Below are 21,461 nucleotides of genomic sequence, written 5' to 3' on the forward strand. Positions count from 1 at the left end.
CGGCTAAGCTTTCATTCTTCTCACGAATTAGCCCCTTTAATTCGGAAAGTTCTTAATGGTGGCGCGGTGCAGCAAAAATCGGTATAATGCTGGCTGCGCTTCACCGCTTATGTCCGGCATGGTCCGGCGACGCTGCGGAAAAGCGTCTCGTAGCGTTTTGCTCCAATCCAGTTTAGAACCTGTCCCCTCCTGCATGGCCCTACGGGCCGTCAAGTCCAGGCTGGCGGCACGCCAATTCCGGCATGTCGCATTCGATACAGCTTCTAACGAGAAACTCGCCTTCATTGTTGCGAGTTGCCCCCGTTTTTCGATTTGCTCGCTGCTTTTTTGCTCGCTGAATCCGACGACTTGGGTATGCCGATTGGCGCCGACGTGTTACTTCCCATGTTTCAAGGATTCTCATGACTTCGAGCAATACCACCAGCCCGCTGAACGCCATCGCCGAACAAGCCCTCGGTCTCGACACGCCGGAAACGGCCGTGCAAGCCGTTGAAGCTGAAGGCCCGACGTTCGCTGAGCTGGGTCTGTCGGCGGATATCGTCTCCGCGCTGACGGCTGCCGGCTACAAGACGCCGACGCCCGTCCAGCAGCGCGCCATCCCCGCCGGCATTGCGGGCCGCGATCTGCTGGTGTCGAGCCCGACGGGTTCGGGCAAGACGGCGGCGTTCATGCTGCCCGCCATCGAGCGTTTCGCGCAGCTTCAGATAACCCTCGCCAGCCAACCGCGTGAATCGCGCGAAAGCAACGCAGCGGGTGGCCGTGGCCGCCGTCCGATGCCCGTCGCGCGTCCCAGCCTGCTGGTCCTCACGCCGACTCGCGAACTCGCGATGCAGGTGACGACGGCAGCGTCCACGTACGGCAAGCACCTGAAGCGCCTGCGTACGGTCAGCATTCTCGGCGGTGTTGCGTATGGCCAGCAGCTGATGCTGCTGGCGAAGAACCCCGAAATCCTGGTCGCCACGCCGGGCCGTCTGCTCGACCATCTGGAGCGCGGCCGTATCGACCTGTCGCAACTGCAGATGCTGGTGCTCGACGAAGCCGACCGCATGCTCGACATGGGCTTCATCGACGACATCGAGACGATCGTCGCCGCGACGCCCGCCACGCGTCAAACGATGCTGTTCTCGGCCACGCTCGACGGCAAGATCGGTTCGCTGACGGGCCGTCTGCTGAAGGATCCGGAGCGTATCGAGATCGTCCAGCGTATGGAACAGCGCACCAACATCGCGCAAACGGTGCATTACGTCGACGACCGCGATCATAAGGATCGCCTGCTCGACCATCTTCTGCGCGCCGACGGCCTCGACCAGGCGATCGTCTTCACGGCAACCAAGAGCGACGCCGACTCGCTGGCTGGCCGTCTGGCCGACGCCGGTTTCGAATCGGCTGCGCTGCACGGCGACCTGCCGCAAGGCGCGCGTAACCGCACGATCCGTGCGCTGCGCGAGCGCCGCGTGCGCGTGCTGGTCGCAACGGACGTCGCCGCTCGCGGTATCGACATTCCCGGCATCACGCACGTGTTCAACTACGATCTGCCGAAGTTCGCCGAAGACTACGTGCACCGTATCGGCCGTACGGGCCGCGCGGGCCGCTCGGGCATCGCGGTGAGCCTCGTGCATCACGCCGAACAGGGCGCGCTGAAGCGCATCGAGCGTTTCGTGCGTTCGCCCCTGCCTGTCAACGTTGTGGAAGGCTTCGAGCCGCGCAAGTCACCGCCGGCTAACGGTCGCGGCGGTTTCGGCGGCGGCCGTGGCCGTCCGGGCGGCGGCAATGGCGGCCGACGCTTCGGCAGCGGCGGCGGCAAGCCGGGCTATGGTGGTTCGCGTGACGGCAACGGCGGCGGCAATGGCGGCGGCTACGGCGCGCCGCGCGAAGCCGGCAGCGGCGGTGGTCGCAGCTGGGGCAACAACAAGCCGGCGGGCGGTTCGCGTGAAGGCGGCTTCGGCGGTGGCAACCGCGAAGGCGGTTATCGTGGCGGCAATCGCGAAGGCGGTTTCTCGCGCGACGGTGGTTTCGGTGCTCGCCGCAACGACGGCCCGCGCAACACGCGCCGCGGCGACTAAATGTCGCGCAGGCGCCTCACACGGCGCCTGACTCATGCGGGCAGATCCGCCGCATCCCGAAAAACCGACGCTCCGGCGTCGGTTTTTTTTCGCCCCCACCGCCATTTCACGATGCGAAAAATTTTTTTGCGTCGTAAAAAATCGTGTTGCACGGCACAACAGGCGCTGTTGCAACATGGAAAATTACATTTCTCATTGCGAAACGAGCCGTATAACTCGTTGAAAAATATAATGTAAAAATCGCCGAAAAAGCCTTGATGGTGTCTGTTCCGCCCAACGCCTTGCGCCTAGACTCTTATATAAGACTTCACGAAACGAAACGCCTTCGGCGGTCTCGCTTCGCGGAGGTCACGAGTCCACCGAACCCTCTTACAAGGCAAAAGGAGCACACCATGACGCGCAACGACCAGGCAAAGCAGCTTCAACAACAATGGGAAACGGACAGCCGCTGGAAGGGCATCAAGCGCAGCTTTACTGCGGAAGACGTCGTTCGCCTGCGTGGCTCGCTGCAAGCCGAGCACACGATCGCCCGCCACGGTGCCGAGAAGCTGTGGAATGACATGCACGAACAGCCGTTCGTCAACGCGCTCGGTGCGCTGACGGGCAATCAGGCGATGCAGCAGGTCAAGGCCGGCCTGAAGGCGATCTATCTGTCGGGCTGGCAGGTTGCTGGCGATGCCAACGTAGCGGGCGAAATGTATCCCGACCAGTCGCTGTATCCGGCGAACTCGGTGCCGCTCGTCGTGAAGCGCATCAACAACACGCTCACGCGCGCTGACCAGATCCAATGGTCGGAAGGCAAGAATCCCGGCGACGAAGGTTATATCGATTACTTCGCGCCGATCGTCGCGGACGCGGAAGCCGGTTTCGGCGGCGTGCTGAACGCGTTCGAGCTGATGAAGGCGATGATCGAAGCGGGCGCGGCGGGCGTGCACTTCGAAGACCAGCTGGCGTCCGTCAAGAAGTGCGGCCACATGGGCGGCAAGGTGCTCGTGCCGACGCGCGAAAACGTCGCGAAGCTGACGGCCGCGCGCCTGGCCGCCGACGTGTGCGGCGTGCCGACCGTGCTGATCGCCCGCACCGACGCGGAAGCCGCTGATCTGATCACGTCGGACGTCGATGACAACGACAAGCCGTTCCTCACAGGCGAGCGCACGGTGGAAGGTTTCTACCGCACGAAGCCGGGCCTCGACCAGGCTGTGTCGCGCGGTCTCGCGTATGCGCCGTACGCCGATCTGATCTGGTGCGAGACGGGCAAGCCGGATCTCGAATACGCGAAGAAATTCGCCGAAGCGATTCACAAGGAATTCCCGGGCAAGATGCTGTCGTACAACTGCTCGCCGTCGTTCAACTGGAAGAAGAACCTCGACGACGCGACGATCGCCAAGTTCCAGAAGGAACTCGGCGCGATGGGCTACAAGTTCCAGTTCATCACGCTCGCCGGCTTCCACGCGCTGAACTACTCGATGTTCAACCTCGCGCACGGCTACGCGCGCCAGCAGATGAGTGCGTTCGTCGAACTGCAGCAGGCCGAGTTCGCCGCTGCCGAAAAGGGCTTCACGGCCGTGAAGCACCAGCGCGAAGTCGGTACGGGCTACTTCGACGCCGTCACGCAGACCGTTGAGCGCGATGCGTCGACGACGGCCCTGCACGGCTCGACGGAAGACGAACAGTTCTTCGACAACAAGAAGGTCGCCTGAAACGTCTGACGTCGTCCGACGTCGGCGAATTCAGCGGCGGGAAGATACGCGCCTCTCACTCGCAGCACCATGAAAAACGGCCCCGCAGAGGGCCGGTTTCCATCACTTCCAGGGAGGAAGGTCGGGCGGTCTGTCCATGACGCCCGATATGAATGAGACGAACCTGAGAGAGACCTTAAAAGACACACTCGACGGCAAGCCACATCGGGCTTCTGCTGTAACAAATCGCGCGCTGGCTATCCGCCGGCGCGCGTTTTTTTAGACACACCGGGTGAAGACCCGGCATCCGCAAAGAACGCGGCCGAAACCGCCTATCACCGATAGACGATCACCGGAATTTTCGTATGCGTGAGCACGCGCTGCGTCTCGCTGCCGATCAGCAGACTGCCGAGGCCACGCCGCCCATGCGACGCCATGAAGATCACGTCACAACCGCCCGACTCGGCCGCTTCGATGATGCCCAGATACGGCGACGGATGCACGCTCGTCTGGCTCGTGCATTCGACACCCGCGCCGCGCGCGGCCTCCTCGACTTCCTGCAGATGCTGGCGCGCCTCGCGCTCGCTGCGGTCCTGGAAGTCCACGGGCGGCTCGATCACGACTTCGGAAAACGGCGAGTACGGATATTGCGGCAGGCACGCGTACGCAGTCACGCGCGCGCCGACGGCCTGGGCGAGATCGATTGCGCCGTCGATCGCCTTCTTCGACAGGTCCGAACCATCCGTCGGAACGAGGATGTGCTTGAACATGGTGCCCTCCGTCGTCGACTGCAGGTGTGGAATGCGCGCACATGCCATTCGCGGCCTCGCAACCTGGCGAGCAGGAACGCGAATGCCCGCATGCGCGTGCAACCGCCTGCGCCGCAGCGGTCGCGATGCCGCGCGGCGGGCTGTCAGAACGATTGTAGTGCGCCGAAAAGTCGCGCAAGCGGCGCGTGCGGGCATGTCCGCATATCGGAAACCCGCGCGCGATCCGGACTTCGCAGCTCGGCGCGCGCCGCGCTCAGCCCCAATATGCGGGATTGCCGTACGTATGCTTGAGGAAATCGAGATAAAGACGCACGCGCAACGGCAGATGCCGCCGCTGGGGAAACACCGCGTGAATGCCGATGGGCGGCGCGGCGAAATCGTCGAGCACGCTGACAAGGCGCCCCGCCGCGATATCCATGCCGACTTCCCACCACGAGCGCCACGCGAGCCCATGGCCTTCCAGACACCATTCGTGGAGCACCGCACCGTCCGAGCATTCCATCGTGCCCGACACCTTGATCGTGACGACATTGTCGCCCTGCTGGAACACCCAGCCGCGCTGCTGGTTCGCGCTTGCGCCGAGTGCGAGACAGTTGTGATGCGCGAGATCGGCGAGTGTCTGCGGTGCCGGGCGGTGTGCAAGGTAAGTCGGCGATGCGACGCATACGCGCTTGTTCTCACCGAGTCTCAACGAGACCAGCGACGAATCAGGCAATTCACCAAGCCGTATCGCGCAGTCGAACCCTTCGTTAACGAGATCGACCATGCGATCGGACAGATCGAGAGAGATCGATACGTCGGGATGCGCGACGGTGAACGCGGGCACCAGCGGCGCGACGTGCCGTCGCCCGAATCCTGCGGGCGCCGACAAGCGCAGATGGCCGCTCGCCTTCACGCCGCCCGCCGACACGCTCGCCTCGGCGTTCTGCATGTCGTGAATGATGCGCTGACAGTCTTCCAGAAACGCCGAGCCTTCGTAGGTCAGCGTGATGCGGCGCGTGGTGCGCACGAGCAGCTTGACGCCGAGCCGCTCCTCGAGCGCGTCGATGCGGCGTCCGATGATCGCGGGCGCGACGCCTTCGGACTGCGCCGCCGCCGACAGGCTGCCGCGCGCCGCGACGGTCACGAAAGTCTCGATCTGTTTGAAGCGGTCCACGGCGGATGATGGCGCGTCGATCGCGCACGAATAAGAGGTCGCGTCAGATTAGGTTGATGAAAGTAAAAGATCAAGTGATCTTTAGAGTCTTTTTTAGCACAAGCCGTCACGAATAGAATCGATCCTGACCTCTGATGGAGCGCACGGCAATGTCGGCCACAACGACACTCTTCCCCAAGGCAGTGATTTTCGACGCATACGGCACGCTGTTCGACGTGCATTCCGTCGTCGCTGCCGCGGAGCAGATGTTTCCGGGCCACGGCGATGCGCTTTCGCAGTTGTGGCGGCAAAAACAGATCGAATACACGCAGCTGCGCACGGCCTCCGATCCCGCCGGTGCGCGCTACGAGCCATTCTGGAACATCACGCTCGACGCGCTGCGTTTCTCCGCGCGCAAGCTCGGCCTCGCGTTGAACGCGGCCGGCGAAAAACGCCTGATGGACGAATACGCATGTCTGTCCGCGTTTCCCGATGTGCTGCCCGCGTTGCGCCAATTGCGCGACGTGCGTACAGCGGGGCGCAACGAGCCGATCGGTCTCGCGATCCTGTCGAACGGCAATCCGCAGATGCTCGACATCGCGGTGAAGAGTGCGGGCATGTCCGGACTGTTCGATCACGTGCTGTCGGTGGACGCCGTGCGCGCGTTCAAGCCGGCACCCGCGACCTATGCGCTCGGCACGCAGGCGTTCGGCGCGGCCGCGCGCGAGATCGTGTTCGTGTCGTCGAACGGCTGGGACGCGAGCGGCGCGAACTGGTTCGGCTACACCGTGTTCTGGCTCAACCGCCTGGGCGCGCCCGCCGAAGAACTCGGCGTCACGCCGCACGGCACAGGCAGGAGCATGAGCGATTTGATGACGTTTATCGAACACCGGACGTCGTCCGGAAAACCAGCGAAACGGGAAACAAGCAGCCGCACGCGCCACAGCCCTGACGCATGACGGCTTCGAACCCGGCGACGCATTGCAATTGCATCACCACGCATTTTTGAAACTGACCGACCAAGGAGAAATCATGGCGAACACGTTGTCGCTCCCGCAGGGCATGACCATCACCGGCGACATCAAGCCCGGCTTCGAAGCGATTCTGACGCCGCAAGCGCTCGAACTCGTCGCCAGCCTGCACCGGACGTTCGAGCCGCGTCGCCAGAAACTGCTGAAAGCGCGCACTGAACGTGCGCAACGTCTCGACGCGGGCGAGCGCCCGGATTTTCTCGCCGAAACGAAGAGCATCCGCGAAGGCGACTGGACGATCGCCCCGCTGCCGCAGGATCTGCAATGCCGCCGCGTCGAGATCACGGGTCCCGTCGATCGCAAGATGATCATCAACGCGCTGAACTCGGGCGCGGATTCGTACATGACCGACTTCGAGGATTCGAATGCGCCGAGCTGGGACAACCAGATCACCGGCCATATCAATCTGAAGGAAGCGGTGCGCCGCACGATCTCGCTGGAGCAGAACGGCAAGTCGTACACGCTGAACGACAAAATTGCGACGCTGATCGTGCGTCCGCGCGGCTGGCATCTCGACGAGAAACATGTGAGCGTCGATGGCCAGCGCGTGTCGGGCGGCATCTTCGACTTCGCGCTGTTCCTGCATCACAACGCGAAGGAGCAACTGTCACACGGCACGGGCCCCTACTTCTATCTGCCGAAGCTGGAGAGCCATCTCGAAGCGCGTCTGTGGAACGACATCTTCGTCGCCGCGCAGGAAGCCGTGGATGTGCCGCGCGGCACGATTCGCGCGACCGTGCTGATCGAAACGATCCTGGCTGCGTTCGAAATGGATGAGATCCTGTACGAATTGCGTGAACACAGCTCCGGGCTGAACGCTGGGCGTTGGGACTACATCTTCTCGGCGATCAAGAAGTTCAAGAACGACAAGGACTTCTGTTTGGCCGACCGTTCGCAGATCACGATGACGGTGCCGTTCATGCGTGCGTACGCGTTGCAACTTCTGAAGACGTGCCACCGCCGCAACGCGCCTGCCATCGGCGGCATGAGCGCGCTGATTCCGATCAAGGGCGATGCGGCCGCGAACGACAAGGCAATGGCAGGCGTGCGCTCGGACAAGGCGCGCGACGCGACGGACGGCTACGACGGCGGCTGGGTCGCGCACCCGGGACTCGTGCCCATCGCGATGGAAGAGTTCGTGAAGGTGCTCGGCGACAAGCCAAACCAGATCGGCAAGCAACGCGTCGATGTGCAGGTGACGGGCAAGGATCTGCTCGACTTCCGTCCCGAAGCGCCCATCACCGAGGCAGGATTGCGCAACAACATCAACGTCGGCATTCACTACCTCGGCTCGTGGCTCGCGGGCAATGGCTGCGTCCCAATTCACAACCTGATGGAAGACGCGGCAACGGCGGAAATCTCGCGCTCGCAAGTGTGGCAGTGGATTCGCTCGCCGAAGGGCAAGCTCGACGATGGCCGCAAGGTAACGGCCGAACTCGTGCGCGACCTGACGGCACAGGAACTGGACAAGGTGAAGGCCGCGATTACCGGCGATACAAAACCGTACAATCGCGCCGCAAAGATCTTTAGCGACATGTCGACGTCGGAGAATTTCACCGAGTTCCTGACGCTGCCGCTTTACGAAGAACTCTGAGCAACACAACTGCTCGATGGTTGACCGACCGGGATGGCCTGGCGGGCGTCATGCCTGCTGGGCCATTCTTTTTTCGACTGCGTTTTGCCGATTGCGGCGCTGGCCTCAGCGCCCGTTCGAACGCCGGTGCTCGACCCAATCGCCACTGCGTATCTCAGGCAGCCCTTTGACAGCGTCCCGCTGCACGGGATAGTAACGGCACGTGACGGGCGTGCCTTCGACATCGACGGTCACTTCACGCGGCATGAACAGACCCTCGATGCCCGGATACACCTGCTCGATCTCATCGAGCACGGCGACGAGCTCGTCGTCGATCGCGTAGACGTCGCCGCGCACGTGAACGCCGGCGGCGTCGGGCACGAGGCCCGGGTAGGCGCCGAAATCGAACAGACGGCCCCGCAAGGTGGCCGAACCGACCAGCGTCGGCGAAGCGATATCGTTGCGCGCCGCCGCGGCGCCGATGTCATTGATCTCACCAGCACGCAAGGTGCCATATACAAAGACGTTTTGCATCAGTTCACTACCCTCCTTCCAGACAACATCCATTCATCACTTGAGGCTTTACAGGAGCGGCGCGCTCGCCACCAGCACGCCGTCGCTGTCCGCATACACCCATTCGCCCGGCCGCACGGCCGAGCCGGGCAAACGCACGGGCACATCGCGCTCTCCGCCGCCGCGCTTCTCGCTGCGCTGCGGATGGGTCGCGAGCGCGACGACACCAATGTTGCATTCGTTCAGTTCCAGCACGTCGCGCACGCAACCGAACACGACGAGGCCCGCCCAGCCATTTTTCTCGCCAAGCTTGCCCAGATTGCCGCCGACCAGCGCGCAACGCAGACTGCCGCCGCCGTCGATCACCAGCACACGGCCCGCGCCTTTTTCTTCGAGCGTCGCGCGCACCAGCGTGTTGTCTTCGAACACCTTGAGCGTGACAGCCTCGCCGCCAAAACATGACGCGCGCCCGAAACGGCTGAATACAGGATCGAGCACGCGCAACGTACCTGCGGCGAGCTGATCTTCGTGCGCGTCGCACAAGTCGGCTGTGGCAAAGTTCATGAGCTTCTCCCGTCGGCGAAAGGAATCCGGTGCATTATGCCGCGCCATTTCTTCGATGTCGCATCGTCCATTCGGCCAATGTTCGGATCACCTGCGCGACCCTACAATGACAATCGTCATGCGGCAGATTCGCTGCCGCCCACTCCGTTACGCCATGACTGAAGCTGCCCGCTCAACTACCCGCTCGACGCCGTCCGCATCGAAAGCGTCTGCCGAAATGTCGACGCGCGTCGATTTCGCCGACATTCCGCCGGAGTTCGCGCCCACGCCGACGCATCCTATCCGCGTGCGCTCGCGGCCCATGCCCGCTGGCGTACGCATCGCGCGGCACACGCACGCGTGGGCGCAAGTCGCGTATGCGTCGCGCGGCGTACTGCGGGTGGGCACGTTCGGCACGACGTGGATGGTGCCGCCGTCACGCGCAATCTGGGTGCCGCCGTATGTGCTGCATGAAGTGACCATCGTCGAAGAGGCGTTTCTGCGAACGCTATACGTTAACGAGACAGTCGTGCCGCCGGGACTGGACGCGTGCCGGGTGGTCGAAGTGTCGGGGCTGCTGCGCGAGGTCATTGCCTCGCTGGACACGCCCGGCTTGCCACCTGACCGCGAACGCCTGCTCGGCTCGCTGGCACTCGACGAAATCACCCGGTCGCAGCCTTTGCCGCTGTCCGTGCCGATGCCGACGGAAAAACGTCTACGTGCATTGTGTGAGGCGGTGCTTGCCGATCCCTCGAATACGGATTCACTGGAGCGATGGGCGTCGACGGTCGGCGCGAGCACGCGCACGATCGCGCGGCTTTTTCGTCAGGAACTTGGGGTGAGCTTTTCGCAATGGCGTCAGCAAGCCGTGCTGGCCCGCGCGATCCCCTTACTCAGTCAGGGGCGGCCGCTGTCGCATGTCGCGCGGGAGCTGGGTTACCAGAGTCAGAGTGCGTTTTCCGCGATGTTCCGGCGCGCGTTTGGCGAAAGTCCGCGGGCATTCATGGTGCGGGGCCCGGAGCATAGGCGTGACGAACGGGACCGGGACGAAGACGACGATCAGGACGATCAGAGTTGATGAAACGGGCTGCCGCCACGAACGGGAACACGCAGTCGATGCGCTCGCAACGTCCTCAGACGCGCCGGGCCATATGCCGGATCGAGCCGAGCTGTGCGAGTCGCGGGCCGGAGAGCCGGTAGCCCATCCGTTGATAGAGACGTGCCGCAGGATTGTCGACGAATACGCGCAGTTGCAGTTCGGAGAGACCGCGCGCCCGCGCCCAACGGTGCGACGTATTCAGCAGATACGTGCCCGCGCCGCGCCGCCGATGTCCCTCGGCGATCTGCACGTCGCGGATATGCAGCGAGTCGCCTTCTTCGGTGATGCGCAACACGCCGATCCGTTCGCCGTCCGCTTCGAGAATGAAATTTTCCGACTCGCGCCAGCTCGCGAGAAACAGGTCGCTGCGCCACACGAGATGGTGCCGGCGGTAGTAGCCGCCCATGTTGCTGCGCGTCAGCGCCTCGGCGAACGAGAAGTCGTCCATGCTGGCCTTGCGCAAATGGAAGGGAGATGGATCGTCAGTCGGGTCGAGCATCGTGCAAGGACGAAAGAGTCGGTCCGCTCAACGTTAAGACACGCGGACCGCGCTGGCAATGGCTGTTTGCCCCACAGTGAAGCAAGCGGCATCCCGGATGCCTTTGCAAGCTGTGTCGAATGGCAAGCGAAAAAACAAAAAGCCCGCTGACAACTCAGCGGGCTTCCTATTTCTGGCGGAGCGGACGGGACTCGAACCCGCGACCCCCGGCGTGACAGGCCGGTATTCTAACCAACTGAACTACCGCTCCAATCTTGCTACCTGACTTGCGAGCGTCAGTTATTTCTCGCAAGCGCATTACCTGAATTTCAAGTAACGCCAGTATTCTGGCGTCCCCTAGGGGATTCGAACCCCTGTACTCACCGTGAAAGGGTGATGTCCTAGGCCTCTAGACGAAGGGGACAACGTACTTCACATGCTACTGCTTATACCTTTAATGAAAAAGCCCGCTCACCGAACGGGCTTAATCTGGCGGAGTGGACGGGACTCGAACCCGCGACCCCCGGCGTGACAGGCCGGTATTCTAACCGACTGAACTACCACTCCAGTCTTGCTACCTGACTTGCGAGCGTCGGTTATTTCTCGCAAGCGCATTACTTGAATCTCAAGCAACGCCAGTATTTGGCGTCCCCTAGGGGATTCGAACCCCTGTACTCACCGTGAAAGGGTGATGTCCTAGGCCTCTAGACGAAGGGGACATAATCTTTTCAGATCTGTCTCGTTCTTGCTGCTAACTTCATTCATCAGCAGCGAAGACCGCAATTCTAACTGCTTTACTACCGTTTGTGAAGTCTTTTTTCTACAACTTCCAGCTAACCGGAAGACTTCACTCTGCTCTGATGGTGGAGGTAAGCGGGATCGAACCGCTGACCTCTTGCATGCCATGCAAGCGCTCTCCCAGCTGAGCTATACCCCCTTGCAGAACAGAAGCGAGATTGTAGTGAGCAATTTTCGCTTTGTAAATACCTCTTAAGTCGCTTTCTACAATTTTTTTGCGAGGCCGCGCAACGATGCCCGGCGACCTCGCTTCGCCTGCTCAGGCAAGCCCCTTTTCGATGCGGCTCACGGCCACGTCGCGACCGAACAGCATCAGCACGCTATCGATGGAAGGCGTATGCGTCGTGCCCGCCACCAGCAAACGCACGGGCATCGCGAGTTGCGGCATCTTCAGTTTGTGCGTGCCGAGCGTCGCCTTCAACGCGGCGGCGATACCCTCCTTCGTCCACTCGCAGGTCTTCAATGCCGTAGCGAGATCGGCGAGCGCCGGACGCACGACATCCGTCACATGCTGTGCGAGCGCGTCGGTATCCGGATTCGGACCGCGATAGAACATCGCGGCGCTGTCCACAATTTCCTTCACCGTCGACGCGCGATCCTTCATCAGCCCGATCACCGCCACCAGATCCGCGCCCGTCGCGAGCGTCGCTTCGTCGATGCCGAGCGCCGCGAAGAACGGCTTGCTCAGATCAGCGAGACGCGCGTTGTCCGCTTCCTTGATGTAATGGTTGTTCAGCCAGCTCAGCTTGTTGTGGTCATACTGCGCCGGCGACTTGCCCAGGTGATCGAGATCGAACCATTCGATCAGTTGCTCGCGCGAGAAAATCTCCGCATCGCCATGCGACCAGCCCAGACGCGCGAGATAGTTCAGCACCGCTTCCGGCAGATAGCCGGCGTCGCGATAACCCATCACGCTCATCGCGCCATGCCGCTTGCTCATCTTCTCGCCCTGCTCGTTCAGCACGGTCGGCAGGTGCGCATAGACGGGCGGCTCGGCGCCAAGCGCGCGCAGGATATTGATCTGGCGCGGCGTGTTGTTGACGTGGTCGTCGCCGCGAATCACATGCGTGATCTTCATGTCGAGATCGTCGACGACCACGCAGAAGTTATAGGTTGGCGTGCCGTCCGGGCGCGCAATCACGAGATCGTCGAGTTCTTCGTTCGAGATTTCGACGCGGCCCTTCACGGCATCGTCCCACGCGACCACGCCCGTCAGCGGATTACGGAAACGCAGCACGGGTTCCACGCCGGCGGGGGGCGTCGGCAGCACCTTGCCCGGCTCGGGGCGCCACGTGCCGTCATAGCGCGGCTTTTCGCCCGCGGCGCGCTGGCGCTCGCGCAACGCGTCGAGTTCTTCCGTCGACATGTAGCACGGATACACGAGCCCCTGCTCCTGCATCTGCTGCAGCACCTCGCGATAACGGTCCATGCGCTGCATCTGGTAGAACGGACCTTCGTCGTAGTCGAGGCCGAGCCATTGCATGCCTTCGAGGATCGCGTCGACGGATTGCTCGGTCGAGCGTTCGACGTCGGTGTCTTCGATACGCAGCACGAACACGCCCTTCGTTTTGCGCGCGAACGCCCACGGATACAGCGCAGAGCGAATGTTGCCGAGGTGAATGAAGCCGGTGGGGCTCGGTGCGAAGCGGGTGCGAACGGGAGTGGTCATGTGCGGTAACTCGGAGGCAGACGCCTGCGCCGGCGAACATCGAAGCCAGGCGTGGCAACGGAAACGGATCGCGCCCGGCGACGGTGACAACGCCTGCCGACGGCGCGAACGCGATTGAAAAAGAGAGACGAATTATACCCGTCGAATACTGACAGCATGGGTTTGCAGGCGCGTCCGGCAGCGCGCCGGAAGGCATAAGCCGAAACATCGGACAGCGGACGTCGTCAGTACCCGATACTGACAACTGCACCTGTAGACGGTTTCCTCAACCGATTGTCGCCGTGTGTCCGCTTTGCATTATGATGTGCGCGCGCTGCCATCCGGCTCCCGGCAGGCTCCATGCAGCGCGCGAGGATCGCCGCCAGCGATCGCTTTTGCATGACACGCGGCACGACACTTTCGCATGGACGTCGGCGCCGTCGCTGGAGAATTCGTTGAAACCGTCATCGCCACGCTTGTCCCGCCGCACGTTCTCGATTGCCGCGGCCTCCGCTGTTCTCTCCGCCTGCGCGTCGACGGGCAGCAAGCCCGACACTGTCACGCCCACGCCCAACACCGCGTCCATCCCGCCGACGCCCCCCGTCAAGCCAGAACGGCCGCTGCGCATCGGGCTCGCGCTTGGCGGCGGCGCGGCGCGCGGCTTTGCGCATATCGGCGTGATCAAGGCACTGGAGGCGCGCAACATCCAGATCGATCTGGTGTGCGGGACGAGCGCCGGATCGGTGGTCGGCGCGCTGTATGCGTCAGGGCTGAACGGTTTCGCGCTCAACAAGCTCGCGCTGACCATGGACGAAGCGTCGATCAGCGACTGGGCGATGCCCTTTCGCACGCGCGGCCTTCTGCAAGGCGTCGCGCTGCAGAACTACCTGAACAAGACGCTCGACAATCGCCCGATCGAGAAAATGGCGAAGCCGCTCGGCGTCGTCGCAACGGATCTGAAAACGGGCCAGCCGATTCTTTTCCAGCGCGGCAACACGGGCATTGCGGTGCGCGCGTCGTCGAGCGTGCCGTCGGTGTTCGAGCCGGTGAAGATCGGCGGACATGAATACGTCGACGGCGGCCTCGTCAGCCCGGTGCCGGCGTCGTTCGCGCGCAAGATGGGCGCGGACTTCGTGATCGCCGTCGATATTTCCGCGCGACCCGAAATAGCGCTTACCGAAAGCTCGTTCGACGTGCTGATGCAGACGTTTACGATCATGGGTCAGACGATCAAGGCATACGAGCTCGACAAATACGCCGACGTCGTGATCCGTCCGAATCTGAACGCGATGAGCGGCACCGACTTCGGACAACGCAATGCGGCGATTCTGGCGGGCGAGGAAGCCGCCGCGCGCATCGCGCCCGAACTGCTGCGCAAACTGGCGGCGGCGCGCGCAACGGCCTGACCGGCGGCGGCGTCACGCCGCGTGTCGGGCGCACCAAAGCAAAAGGCCCGTTTCGAATGAAGCGGGCCTTTCGTTTGAAACCAGTCAACCGACGATCGTCTTAATTGTTGCCACCGATCGTCGCGCTCACGCGCTGGCGCAGTTCCTGCTGCTGCGGCACCGTCGATTCGATACGACGCGCGCCCGTGAAGCGCTTTTCCCAGTAACCGTCATCCATGTCGTCGACGCGGATCGTGCTGCCTGTAGAAGGCGAATGCACGAACTTGTTGTCGCCGATGTAGATGCCGACGTGCGAGAACGTACGGCGCATCGTGTTGAAAAACACGAGATCGCCCGGCTTCAGGTCGGAAACCCGAACCTTCTCGCCGACACGGCTCATTTCTTCCGCGCGGCGCGGCAGTGCCATGCCCAGCGTGTCCTGGAACACGTAGCGCACGAAGCCGCTGCAATCGAGGCCGGAATCCGGCGTATCGCCGCCCCAGCGGTAGCGCACGCCGATCATGTTGAGGGCGCCGACCACCACATCACCCGCCTTGCCGGCCATGCCGGACAAAAACGAACGAGCGCCGCTCTCGGAATTCGAGGCAGCGCTTTGCATGCTTTGTGTGGTGGAGGACACTGAACTCGACCCGGAAGAGGTCGAAAATGAGGCATTCTGGTTAAAGCTGCTTACTTCATCGGCGAAAGCGCCGGGAGCTGCGGCCATCAGTACGCCAATGAACATCCCGGCGACGACGCGCGTGCAAGCCTGGGTTAGGTTTTGGTGCTGCATTGGTCTGGTGGTTGGTCTTGGTTAGGGCTGGGTGCGGCGGTAGTTTTTGCCTGAAAATCAACAGGCTAGGAAAAAAGTTTGGTCGATACTAGCCAGTAAGTATTCCAATGTCAAAACAAATAGAAAAAAACAATGACTCGCCGCACCCAATTGGTGAATGTCAAGTCGTCAAGGCCGCTTTCAACAGCTTACGTGTGTAAGGATGGGTCGGTTCCGCAAAGATCCGCTCGACCTCACCCGTCTCCACGATCGCCCCGTTCTGCATGACGGCAACGCGATGCGCCATGGCGCCGATCACGGCCAGATCGTGGCTGATGAACACAAATCCCAAGTTGTATTTGCGTTGCAAACCCGCGAGCAGCTTCAACACCTGTTGCTGGATCGATACGTCTAGCGCGCTGGTCGGTTCGTCGAGAATCAGGATGCGTGGTTCCAGCACCAGCGCACGCGCAATCGCAATGCGCTGCCGCTGTCCTCCGGAGAATTCATGCGGGTAGCGCTGCAGCGCCGTCCGGTCGATCCCCACTTCGCGCAGCACGCCAATCACCTTGTCGCGCCGCGCGTCGGCATTCAGTTGCGGCCGATGCAGCGCGAGCCCTTCGCCGACAATCCGCTCGATCGTCTGCCGGGGTGAAAGTGAACTAAAAGGATCCTGAAAGACGACCTGCATGTTCGAGCGCAGCGTGGTCTGCTCGCGCCCCCGATAACTGCCGAGCGCCCTGCCCTGAAAATCGATCGCGCCGTGCGAGGTTCTTTGCAGGCCGAGCAGTGCCATCGCGAGTGTCGATTTCCCCGATCCCGACTCGCCGACAATACCCAAGGTTTCGCCCTGCCGCACCGACACCGTCGCGTCGTCGACGGCACGAAAGCGCCCCGACCGGAACCAGCCAGCCATGCCCGACAGCTTCGTCCTGAAATCCACGCAGACGTCGCGCGCGTCGAGCAGCACGGGCGCGATCGGCAGCACGGGCACGACGGTGCGCTCCGGACGGCTTTGCAGCAGACGCTGCGTGTACGGATGCTGCGGCGACGCGAACAGCGTATCGACGGGGCCGCTCTCGACGAGCACGCCCTTCTCCATCACCGCGACGCGTTGCGCGAAGTGGCGCACGAGGTTCAGATCGTGCGTGATCAGCAGCACGGCCATGCCGCGCTTTTCGGCTTCCTCGCGTTGCAGTTCGAGCAGCAGTTCGACGATCTGCGCGCGGATCGTCACGTCGAGCGCCGTCGTCGGCTCGTCGGCGAGCAGCAGCCGTGGACGGCACGCGAGTGCCATCGCGATCATCGCGCGTTGCCGCTGGCCGCCCGACAACTGGTGCGGATAGCTGTTCACGCGCTTGCCCGGCTCCGTGATGCCCGTCCGGTCGAGCAGCGCGACGGCGCGCTTGCGCGCTTCGTTGGCGCTGACGCCATCGTGCAGCACGATGGTTTCCGCGATCTGGTCGCCGATCGTGTACAGCGGATTGAGCGCCGTCATCGGCTCCTGAAAGATCATCGCGATAGCAGAGCCGCGCATCCCGCGCATTTCGCGCTCGCTCTTCGCGAGCAGATCTTCGCCGTCGAAGCGCACGACGCCGCTCGTCTGCGCATCGTTCAACAAACGCAGGATCGACAGCGCCGTCACGCTCTTGCCGGAGCCCGACTCGCCGACCAGCGCAACGCGCTCGCCACGGCCGATCGCGAGCGACACATCGTCGACGGCCACTGTGTCGCCGAAGGTCACGCGCAGATGATCGAGTTCGAGCAGCGGCCCGTCGTGTTTCGTCGCGTGCGCGCTCACTGGTTGCCTCCCGCTTTCATCGCGTCGGAGATACGCGTGTCGAGCGCGTTGCGCAGCGCGTCGCCCATGAACGTCAACAGCAGCAGCGTCACGACCAGCACGCCGAAGGTCCACATGGAGATCCACCACGCATCGAGGTTCGCCTTGCCTTGCGCGAGCAGTTCACCGAGGCTGGGCGTCGGCGGCGGTACGCCGAGGCCGAGAAAATCGAGGCTCGTCAGCGCGAGAATTGCGCCGCTCATGCGAAACGGCAGGAACGTGATGACGGGCGTCAGGCTATTAGGCAACACATGTCGCCAGATGATCTGCCAGTTCGACAAGCCCATGGCCCGCGCGGCGCGCACGTAGTCCTGTTGCCGGTTGCGCAGGAACTCGGCGCGCACGTAGTCGGCAAGGCCGATCCAGCCGAACAGCGACAGCAGCACGATCAGCAGGATAAAGCCCGGCTCGAAGATCGACGCGAAGATGATCAGCAGATACAGCTCCGGCATCGCGCTCCAGATTTCGATCAGACGCTGTCCGAAGATGTCAGTCTTGCCGCCGAAGTAACCCTGCACGGCGCCCGCCAGCACGCCGAGCACGGTGCCGATGAAAGTCAGCACCAGCGCGAACTCCACCGACACGCGAAAGCCGTACACGAGGCGCGCGAACAGATCACGGCCGCGGTCGTCGGTGCCGAGCCAGTTGTCGCGCGAAGGCGGCGCCGGATTAGGCCGCTTCGAAAAATAGTTCAGCGTGTCGTAGTAGTAGCGGTTCAGCGGATAGATCGCGAAGTTGCCCGGCGCGTCGATGCGCTGCTTGACGTATGGATCGAGATAGTCGGCGGGCGTCGGAAAGTCGCCGCCGAAGGTCGTCTCCGCGTAGTCCTTCACGAGCGGGAAATAGTAGTGGCCGTCGTAGCGCACGACGACCGGCTTGTCGTTCGACCACAGCGGCGCGGCAAGGCTCGCCGCAAACGCGACAACGAATACGATCAGACTCCAGTAACCCAGCCGCTGCTGCCGGAAACGCAGCCACACGCGGCGCGCGGGCGACGGCGACACAAACGCGCGCACCGGCTGCGCGCGCGACACTTCGGCATCTGTACGAACGCGGCTCAAATCAGCGCTCCAGTTCTTCGAATTGAATGCGTGGATCGACCCACACATAACAGAGATCGGAGACGAGCTTGGTCGCGAGCCCGATCAATGTGAAGAGATAGAGCGTGCCGAGCACGACGGGATAATCGCGCCGCACGACCGACTCATACGACAGCAGCCCGAGCCCGTCGAGCGAGAACAGCGTCTCGATCAGCAGGCTGCCCGTGAAGAACGCGCCGATGAACGCAGCCGGAAAACCGACGATCAACGGCAACAGCGCGTTGCGGAACACGTGCTTCCACAGCACGCGGCGCTCGGACAGCCCTTTCGCGCGCGCGGTCAGCACGTACTGCTTGCGGATTTCGTCGAGGAACGCGTTCTTGGTCAGCATCGTGACGACCGCGAAGCTGCCGACCACGGAGGCCACGATCGGCAGCGTGATGTGCCACAGGTAATCGAGAATCTTGCCGAAGAGGCTCAGCTGATCCCAGTTGTCGGATGTGAGATTGCGCAGCGGGAACAACTGCAGGAACGAGCCGCCGCCGAACAGCACGAGCAGCAGCACGCCGAGCACGAAGCCGGGAATCGCATAGCCGATCAGCACGACGAGGCTCGTCGCGACGTCGAAGCGCGAGCCGTTGCGCACCGCCTTCGCGATGCCGAGCGGCACCGATATCAGATAAGTGAGGAAGAACGTCCATAGCCCGATGCTGATCGACACAGGCAGCTTCGACACGATCAGCGACCACACGCTTTGATGCCGGAAATAGCTTTGTCCAAGATCGAAGTGAGAGAAGCGCTTGAGCATCAGCCAGTAGCGTTCGAGCGGCGGTTTGTCGAAGCCATACAACGCCTTGAGTTGCGCGATCTGCTGCGCATCGACGCCGCTATGCGCGCGCAGCCCGAACGGCGTGCCGCCTTCGGCGGTACTGCGCCGCAGTTCGTGCACCGCCTGTTCGACGGGTCCGCCTGGCACGAACTGGATCACGACGAAAGTCAACGTGAGGACGCCGATCAACGTCGGGATCATCAATAGCAGACGTTTGAGGATGTAGCTCCACATGGCGGCCGTCCAGAATCAAAAGTACATGATGGGGTACGCGATCAGCGCGCTCATTGCGGCGTGGCGAACCACCACATCGAGGTGATCCAGCCTTCCGCCGTATAGTACAGCGGCAAGGTCGACGGCCACGCCATGCCGCGCTTGAACGCCACGCGATGCGTCGCGCTGTACCAGTGCGGGACCATGTAGTAGCCGTTGATCAGCACGCGATCGAGCGCGTGAGTGGCATCGACGAGTTGCTCGCGGGTCTGCGCGCCGACCAGCGCGCGCAGGATCGCATCGACGGCGGGCGATTTCAGCCCGATCAGATTGCCCGAGCCCGGTTCGCCTGCAGCCTTGCTGCCGAACCGGTCGATCATGTCCGCGCCCGGCACCTGCACGTCGGGAAAACGGATGGTCGTCACATCGAAGTCGAACGCGTCGAGGCGCTTCTGGTACACCGCAAAGTCCGCCGTACGCGTACGCGCATCGATACCGAGCTTCTTCAGATTGCGGATATAGGTGGCGTAGACCGGGTCAAACGTAGCCGACGAGCCCGAGTCGTCGAGAATCTCGAACGCGAACGGCTCGCCCTTCGCGTTGCGCAACGCGCCATCGCGATACGTCCAGCCAGCCTGCGCGAGCAGCGCGCGCGCTTCGAGCAGATTCGCGCGCAGCGAACCGGGCGGGTCCGTGTCGGGTTGCTTCGGCGGCACGCCGAACACGCCGGGCTCGAGCTGTGCGCGCCATGGCTCGAGCAGTTTCAGTTCGCCTGGCGACGGCAAGCCTTTAGCTTGCAGATCCGTATTGACGAAGTAGCTGTCGATCCGCTTGTACTGGCTGTAGAACAGTTGCCGGTTGAGCCACTGGAAGTCGAGCGCGAGATCGAGCGCCTTGCGCACGCGCACGTCCGAGAAAAGCGGCCGGCGCTGGTTCAGGATGAAGCCCTGCATCCCCGTGCCGTTATGTTGCGGAAACTCGCGCTTGATCAGCTCGCCGCTGTCGAACTTCTTGCCCACGTCGCGGCGCACCCAGTTGCGCGCGACGTACTCGACGAGCGCATCGTACTCGCCCGCCTTGAACGCTTCGAGACGCGCGGTGCCATCCGAATACAGCTTGTAGTTGATGCGCTCGAAGTTATACATGCCGACGCGCACGGGCAGCTTGTCGCCCCAGTACTTCGGGTCGCGTTTGTAGGTGATCGTGCGCCCGTTGTCGTAGCTCTCGATCAGATACGGCCCGCTGCCGAGAGGTTTTTCGAACGCGAGCTGATCGAACGCCGTGCGACTGCCGTCCGCCTTCATGCCCCACTTGCGCGAGAACACGGGCATGCCGCCCGCGAGCAACGGCAACTCGCGATCGTGCTGCTTGAATTCGAAGCGCACGGTCGCCGGATCGACGATCACGACGCGCGTGATCTCCGCGAAATACGCGGCGAATTGCGGCGCAGCCTGCGGGCTCTTCAAGGTATCGAACGAAAACTTCACGTCCTCGGCCGTAACGGGGTCGCCGTTCGAAAAGCGTGCGCGCGGGTTGATGTGGAAAGTCGTCGACAGGGCGTCCGGCGCGACGGCGATGTCGTCCGCCAGCAGGCCGTAGGCGGACGCGACTTCGTCGGCGCTGCCCGTCGTCAGGCTCTCGAACAACAGGCCGATGCCGGGCGCCGCGCTGCCGCGCATCGTGAACGGATTGAACTTGTCGAAGCTCGTCGAGCGGTCGGGATTCGCGAGCACCAGCGTACCGCCGCGCGGTGCGTCGGGATTGACGTAGTCGAAGTGCTTGAAGTCGGGCGGATACTTCGGGTTGCCGTACTGCGCGATCGCATACGCGGCCTGCGCATGCTGCGCCGTCATGGGCGACAAGCCGATCAGCAAGCCGACGCACACGGCGAGCGCGGCACGCACGGCGCGCGGCATCGCCTTGCAACGGACACGCAACAGCGGACGAATCAGAGTGCGCCATCTCGGGCGCGGCGCTTCAACCCGTCGCGTGCCTGCGGTCATAGGTGCCTTGTTGGTCGGTGGGCAGTTGCAATGTGAGAGAATTCTACCC

17 protein-coding genes and 5 tRNA genes are annotated in these 21,461 nt (G+C 62.8%); 6 read left to right on the forward strand and 16 right to left on the reverse strand.

The window, feature by feature from the left end; genetic code table 11:
• The first annotated feature begins 401 nt into the window (after positions 1 to 401).
• Both SB822_RS02960 and aceA read left to right on the forward strand, forming a co-directional pair.
• A complete protein-coding gene (locus SB822_RS02960) occupies positions 402 to 2,063 on the forward strand; it encodes a DEAD/DEAH box helicase (protein WP_007580522.1) in 1,662 nt (553 codons plus the stop codon).
• Between the two features lie 392 nt (positions 2,064 to 2,455).
• Positions 2,456 to 3,763: an isocitrate lyase gene (gene aceA / locus SB822_RS02965; RefSeq protein ID WP_007742222.1), complete on the forward strand. Its 1,308-nt coding sequence runs from the start codon at positions 2,456 to 2,458 to the stop codon at positions 3,761 to 3,763.
• Positions 3,764 to 4,077: 314 nt separating this feature from the next.
• Here the strand turns inward: aceA and SB822_RS02970 are convergent, their stop codons facing one another.
• Together SB822_RS02970 and SB822_RS02975 are read right to left on the reverse strand one after the other, a co-directional pair.
• Positions 4,078 to 4,512, reverse strand: coding sequence for a universal stress protein (locus SB822_RS02970; protein WP_007580518.1), 435 nt, complete (start codon positions 4,510 to 4,512; stop codon positions 4,078 to 4,080).
• A 253-nt stretch (positions 4,513 to 4,765) separates the two neighbouring features.
• The gene (locus SB822_RS02975; RefSeq protein WP_090835840.1) at positions 4,766 to 5,668 is read right to left on the reverse strand and encodes a LysR family transcriptional regulator; all 903 of its coding nucleotides are present in this window, start codon (positions 5,666 to 5,668) and stop codon (positions 4,766 to 4,768) included.
• 149 nt (positions 5,669 to 5,817) lie between these two features.
• On the opposite strand from SB822_RS02975, the gene SB822_RS02980 reads away from it, so the two are divergent.
• Together SB822_RS02980 and aceB are read left to right on the forward strand one after the other, a co-directional pair.
• A complete protein-coding gene (locus SB822_RS02980; RefSeq protein ID WP_086910523.1) occupies positions 5,818 to 6,606 on the forward strand; it encodes a haloacid dehalogenase type II in 789 nt (262 codons plus the stop codon).
• A gap of 73 nt (positions 6,607 to 6,679) precedes the next feature.
• On the forward strand, positions 6,680 to 8,272 hold the full coding sequence (aceB, locus tag SB822_RS02985; protein ID WP_090835884.1) for a malate synthase A: 1,593 nt from the start codon (positions 6,680 to 6,682) through the stop codon (positions 8,270 to 8,272).
• A 105-nt stretch (positions 8,273 to 8,377) separates the two neighbouring features.
• Here the strand turns inward: aceB and SB822_RS02990 are convergent, their stop codons facing one another.
• Positions 8,378 to 8,785 carry a gamma-glutamylcyclotransferase gene (locus SB822_RS02990; RefSeq protein WP_007580504.1) on the reverse strand — a complete coding sequence of 136 codons (408 nt, stop codon included), beginning with the start codon at positions 8,783 to 8,785 and terminating at the stop codon, positions 8,378 to 8,380.
• Positions 8,786 to 8,833: 48 nt separating this feature from the next.
• The gene (rraA, locus tag SB822_RS02995; protein WP_007742226.1) at positions 8,834 to 9,328 is read right to left on the reverse strand and encodes a ribonuclease E activity regulator RraA; all 495 of its coding nucleotides are present in this window, start codon (positions 9,326 to 9,328) and stop codon (positions 8,834 to 8,836) included.
• A gap of 217 nt (positions 9,329 to 9,545) precedes the next feature.
• Here rraA and SB822_RS03000 point away from each other — a divergent pair, with 217 nt between their 5' ends.
• On the forward strand, positions 9,546 to 10,385 hold the full coding sequence (locus tag SB822_RS03000; RefSeq protein ID WP_079499852.1) for an AraC family transcriptional regulator: 840 nt from the start codon (positions 9,546 to 9,548) through the stop codon (positions 10,383 to 10,385).
• A gap of 55 nt (positions 10,386 to 10,440) precedes the next feature.
• Here the strand turns inward: SB822_RS03000 and SB822_RS03005 are convergent, their stop codons facing one another.
• From SB822_RS03005 to gltX, 7 genes are all read right to left on the reverse strand, one after another.
• Positions 10,441 to 10,905: a GNAT family N-acetyltransferase gene (locus SB822_RS03005; protein ID WP_007580501.1), complete on the reverse strand. Its 465-nt coding sequence runs from the start codon at positions 10,903 to 10,905 to the stop codon at positions 10,441 to 10,443.
• A gap of 173 nt (positions 10,906 to 11,078) precedes the next feature.
• Positions 11,079 to 11,155, reverse strand: a tRNA-Asp gene (locus SB822_RS03010).
• Positions 11,156 to 11,232: 77 nt separating this feature from the next.
• Positions 11,233 to 11,308 (reverse strand) — tRNA-Glu (locus SB822_RS03015).
• A 66-nt stretch (positions 11,309 to 11,374) separates the two neighbouring features.
• Positions 11,375 to 11,451: transfer RNA gene (locus tag SB822_RS03020), tRNA-Asp, on the reverse strand.
• 76 nt (positions 11,452 to 11,527) lie between these two features.
• Positions 11,528 to 11,603, reverse strand: a tRNA-Glu gene (locus SB822_RS03025).
• 142 nt (positions 11,604 to 11,745) lie between these two features.
• Positions 11,746 to 11,821 (reverse strand) — tRNA-Ala (locus SB822_RS03030).
• 120 nt (positions 11,822 to 11,941) lie between these two features.
• Positions 11,942 to 13,351: a glutamate--tRNA ligase gene (gltX, locus tag SB822_RS03035; RefSeq protein ID WP_090835841.1), complete on the reverse strand. Its 1,410-nt coding sequence runs from the start codon at positions 13,349 to 13,351 to the stop codon at positions 11,942 to 11,944.
• Positions 13,352 to 13,650: 299 nt separating this feature from the next.
• Here gltX and SB822_RS03040 point away from each other — a divergent pair, with 299 nt between their 5' ends.
• Positions 13,651 to 14,736, forward strand: coding sequence for a patatin-like phospholipase family protein (locus SB822_RS03040; RefSeq protein ID WP_090835842.1), 1,086 nt, complete (start codon positions 13,651 to 13,653; stop codon positions 14,734 to 14,736).
• Positions 14,737 to 14,836: 100 nt separating this feature from the next.
• On the opposite strand, the gene SB822_RS03045 is transcribed toward SB822_RS03040, so the two are convergent.
• The 5 genes from SB822_RS03045 to SB822_RS03065 form a co-directional block, all read right to left on the reverse strand.
• On the reverse strand, positions 14,837 to 15,508 hold the full coding sequence (locus SB822_RS03045; protein WP_090835843.1) for a C40 family peptidase: 672 nt from the start codon (positions 15,506 to 15,508) through the stop codon (positions 14,837 to 14,839).
• Positions 15,509 to 15,668: 160 nt separating this feature from the next.
• The gene (locus SB822_RS03050) at positions 15,669 to 17,288 is read right to left on the reverse strand and encodes an ABC transporter ATP-binding protein (RefSeq protein WP_090835844.1); all 1,620 of its coding nucleotides are present in this window, start codon (positions 17,286 to 17,288) and stop codon (positions 15,669 to 15,671) included.
• Complete coding sequence (locus SB822_RS03055; RefSeq protein ID WP_407671749.1) at positions 17,285 to 18,436, reverse strand: ABC transporter permease; 1,152 nt, start codon at positions 18,434 to 18,436, stop codon at positions 17,285 to 17,287. The genes SB822_RS03050 and SB822_RS03055 overlap by 4 nt, the downstream gene beginning before the upstream one ends.
• Positions 18,390 to 19,430, reverse strand: coding sequence for a microcin C ABC transporter permease YejB (locus SB822_RS03060; RefSeq protein ID WP_090835845.1), 1,041 nt, complete (start codon positions 19,428 to 19,430; stop codon positions 18,390 to 18,392). Before SB822_RS03060 ends, SB822_RS03055 begins: the two co-directional genes overlap by 47 nt.
• Before the next feature lie 50 nt (positions 19,431 to 19,480).
• Positions 19,481 to 21,412, reverse strand: a complete 1,932-nt coding sequence (locus SB822_RS03065; RefSeq protein WP_090835846.1) for an extracellular solute-binding protein — start codon at positions 21,410 to 21,412, stop codon at positions 19,481 to 19,483.
• Positions 21,413 to 21,461 lie beyond the last annotated feature (49 nt).

Origin of the sequence: Paraburkholderia sp. SIMBA_054 (genome assembly GCF_046534875.1) — a bacterium.
GTDB lineage: Bacteria > Pseudomonadota > Gammaproteobacteria > Burkholderiales > Burkholderiaceae > Paraburkholderia > Paraburkholderia hospita.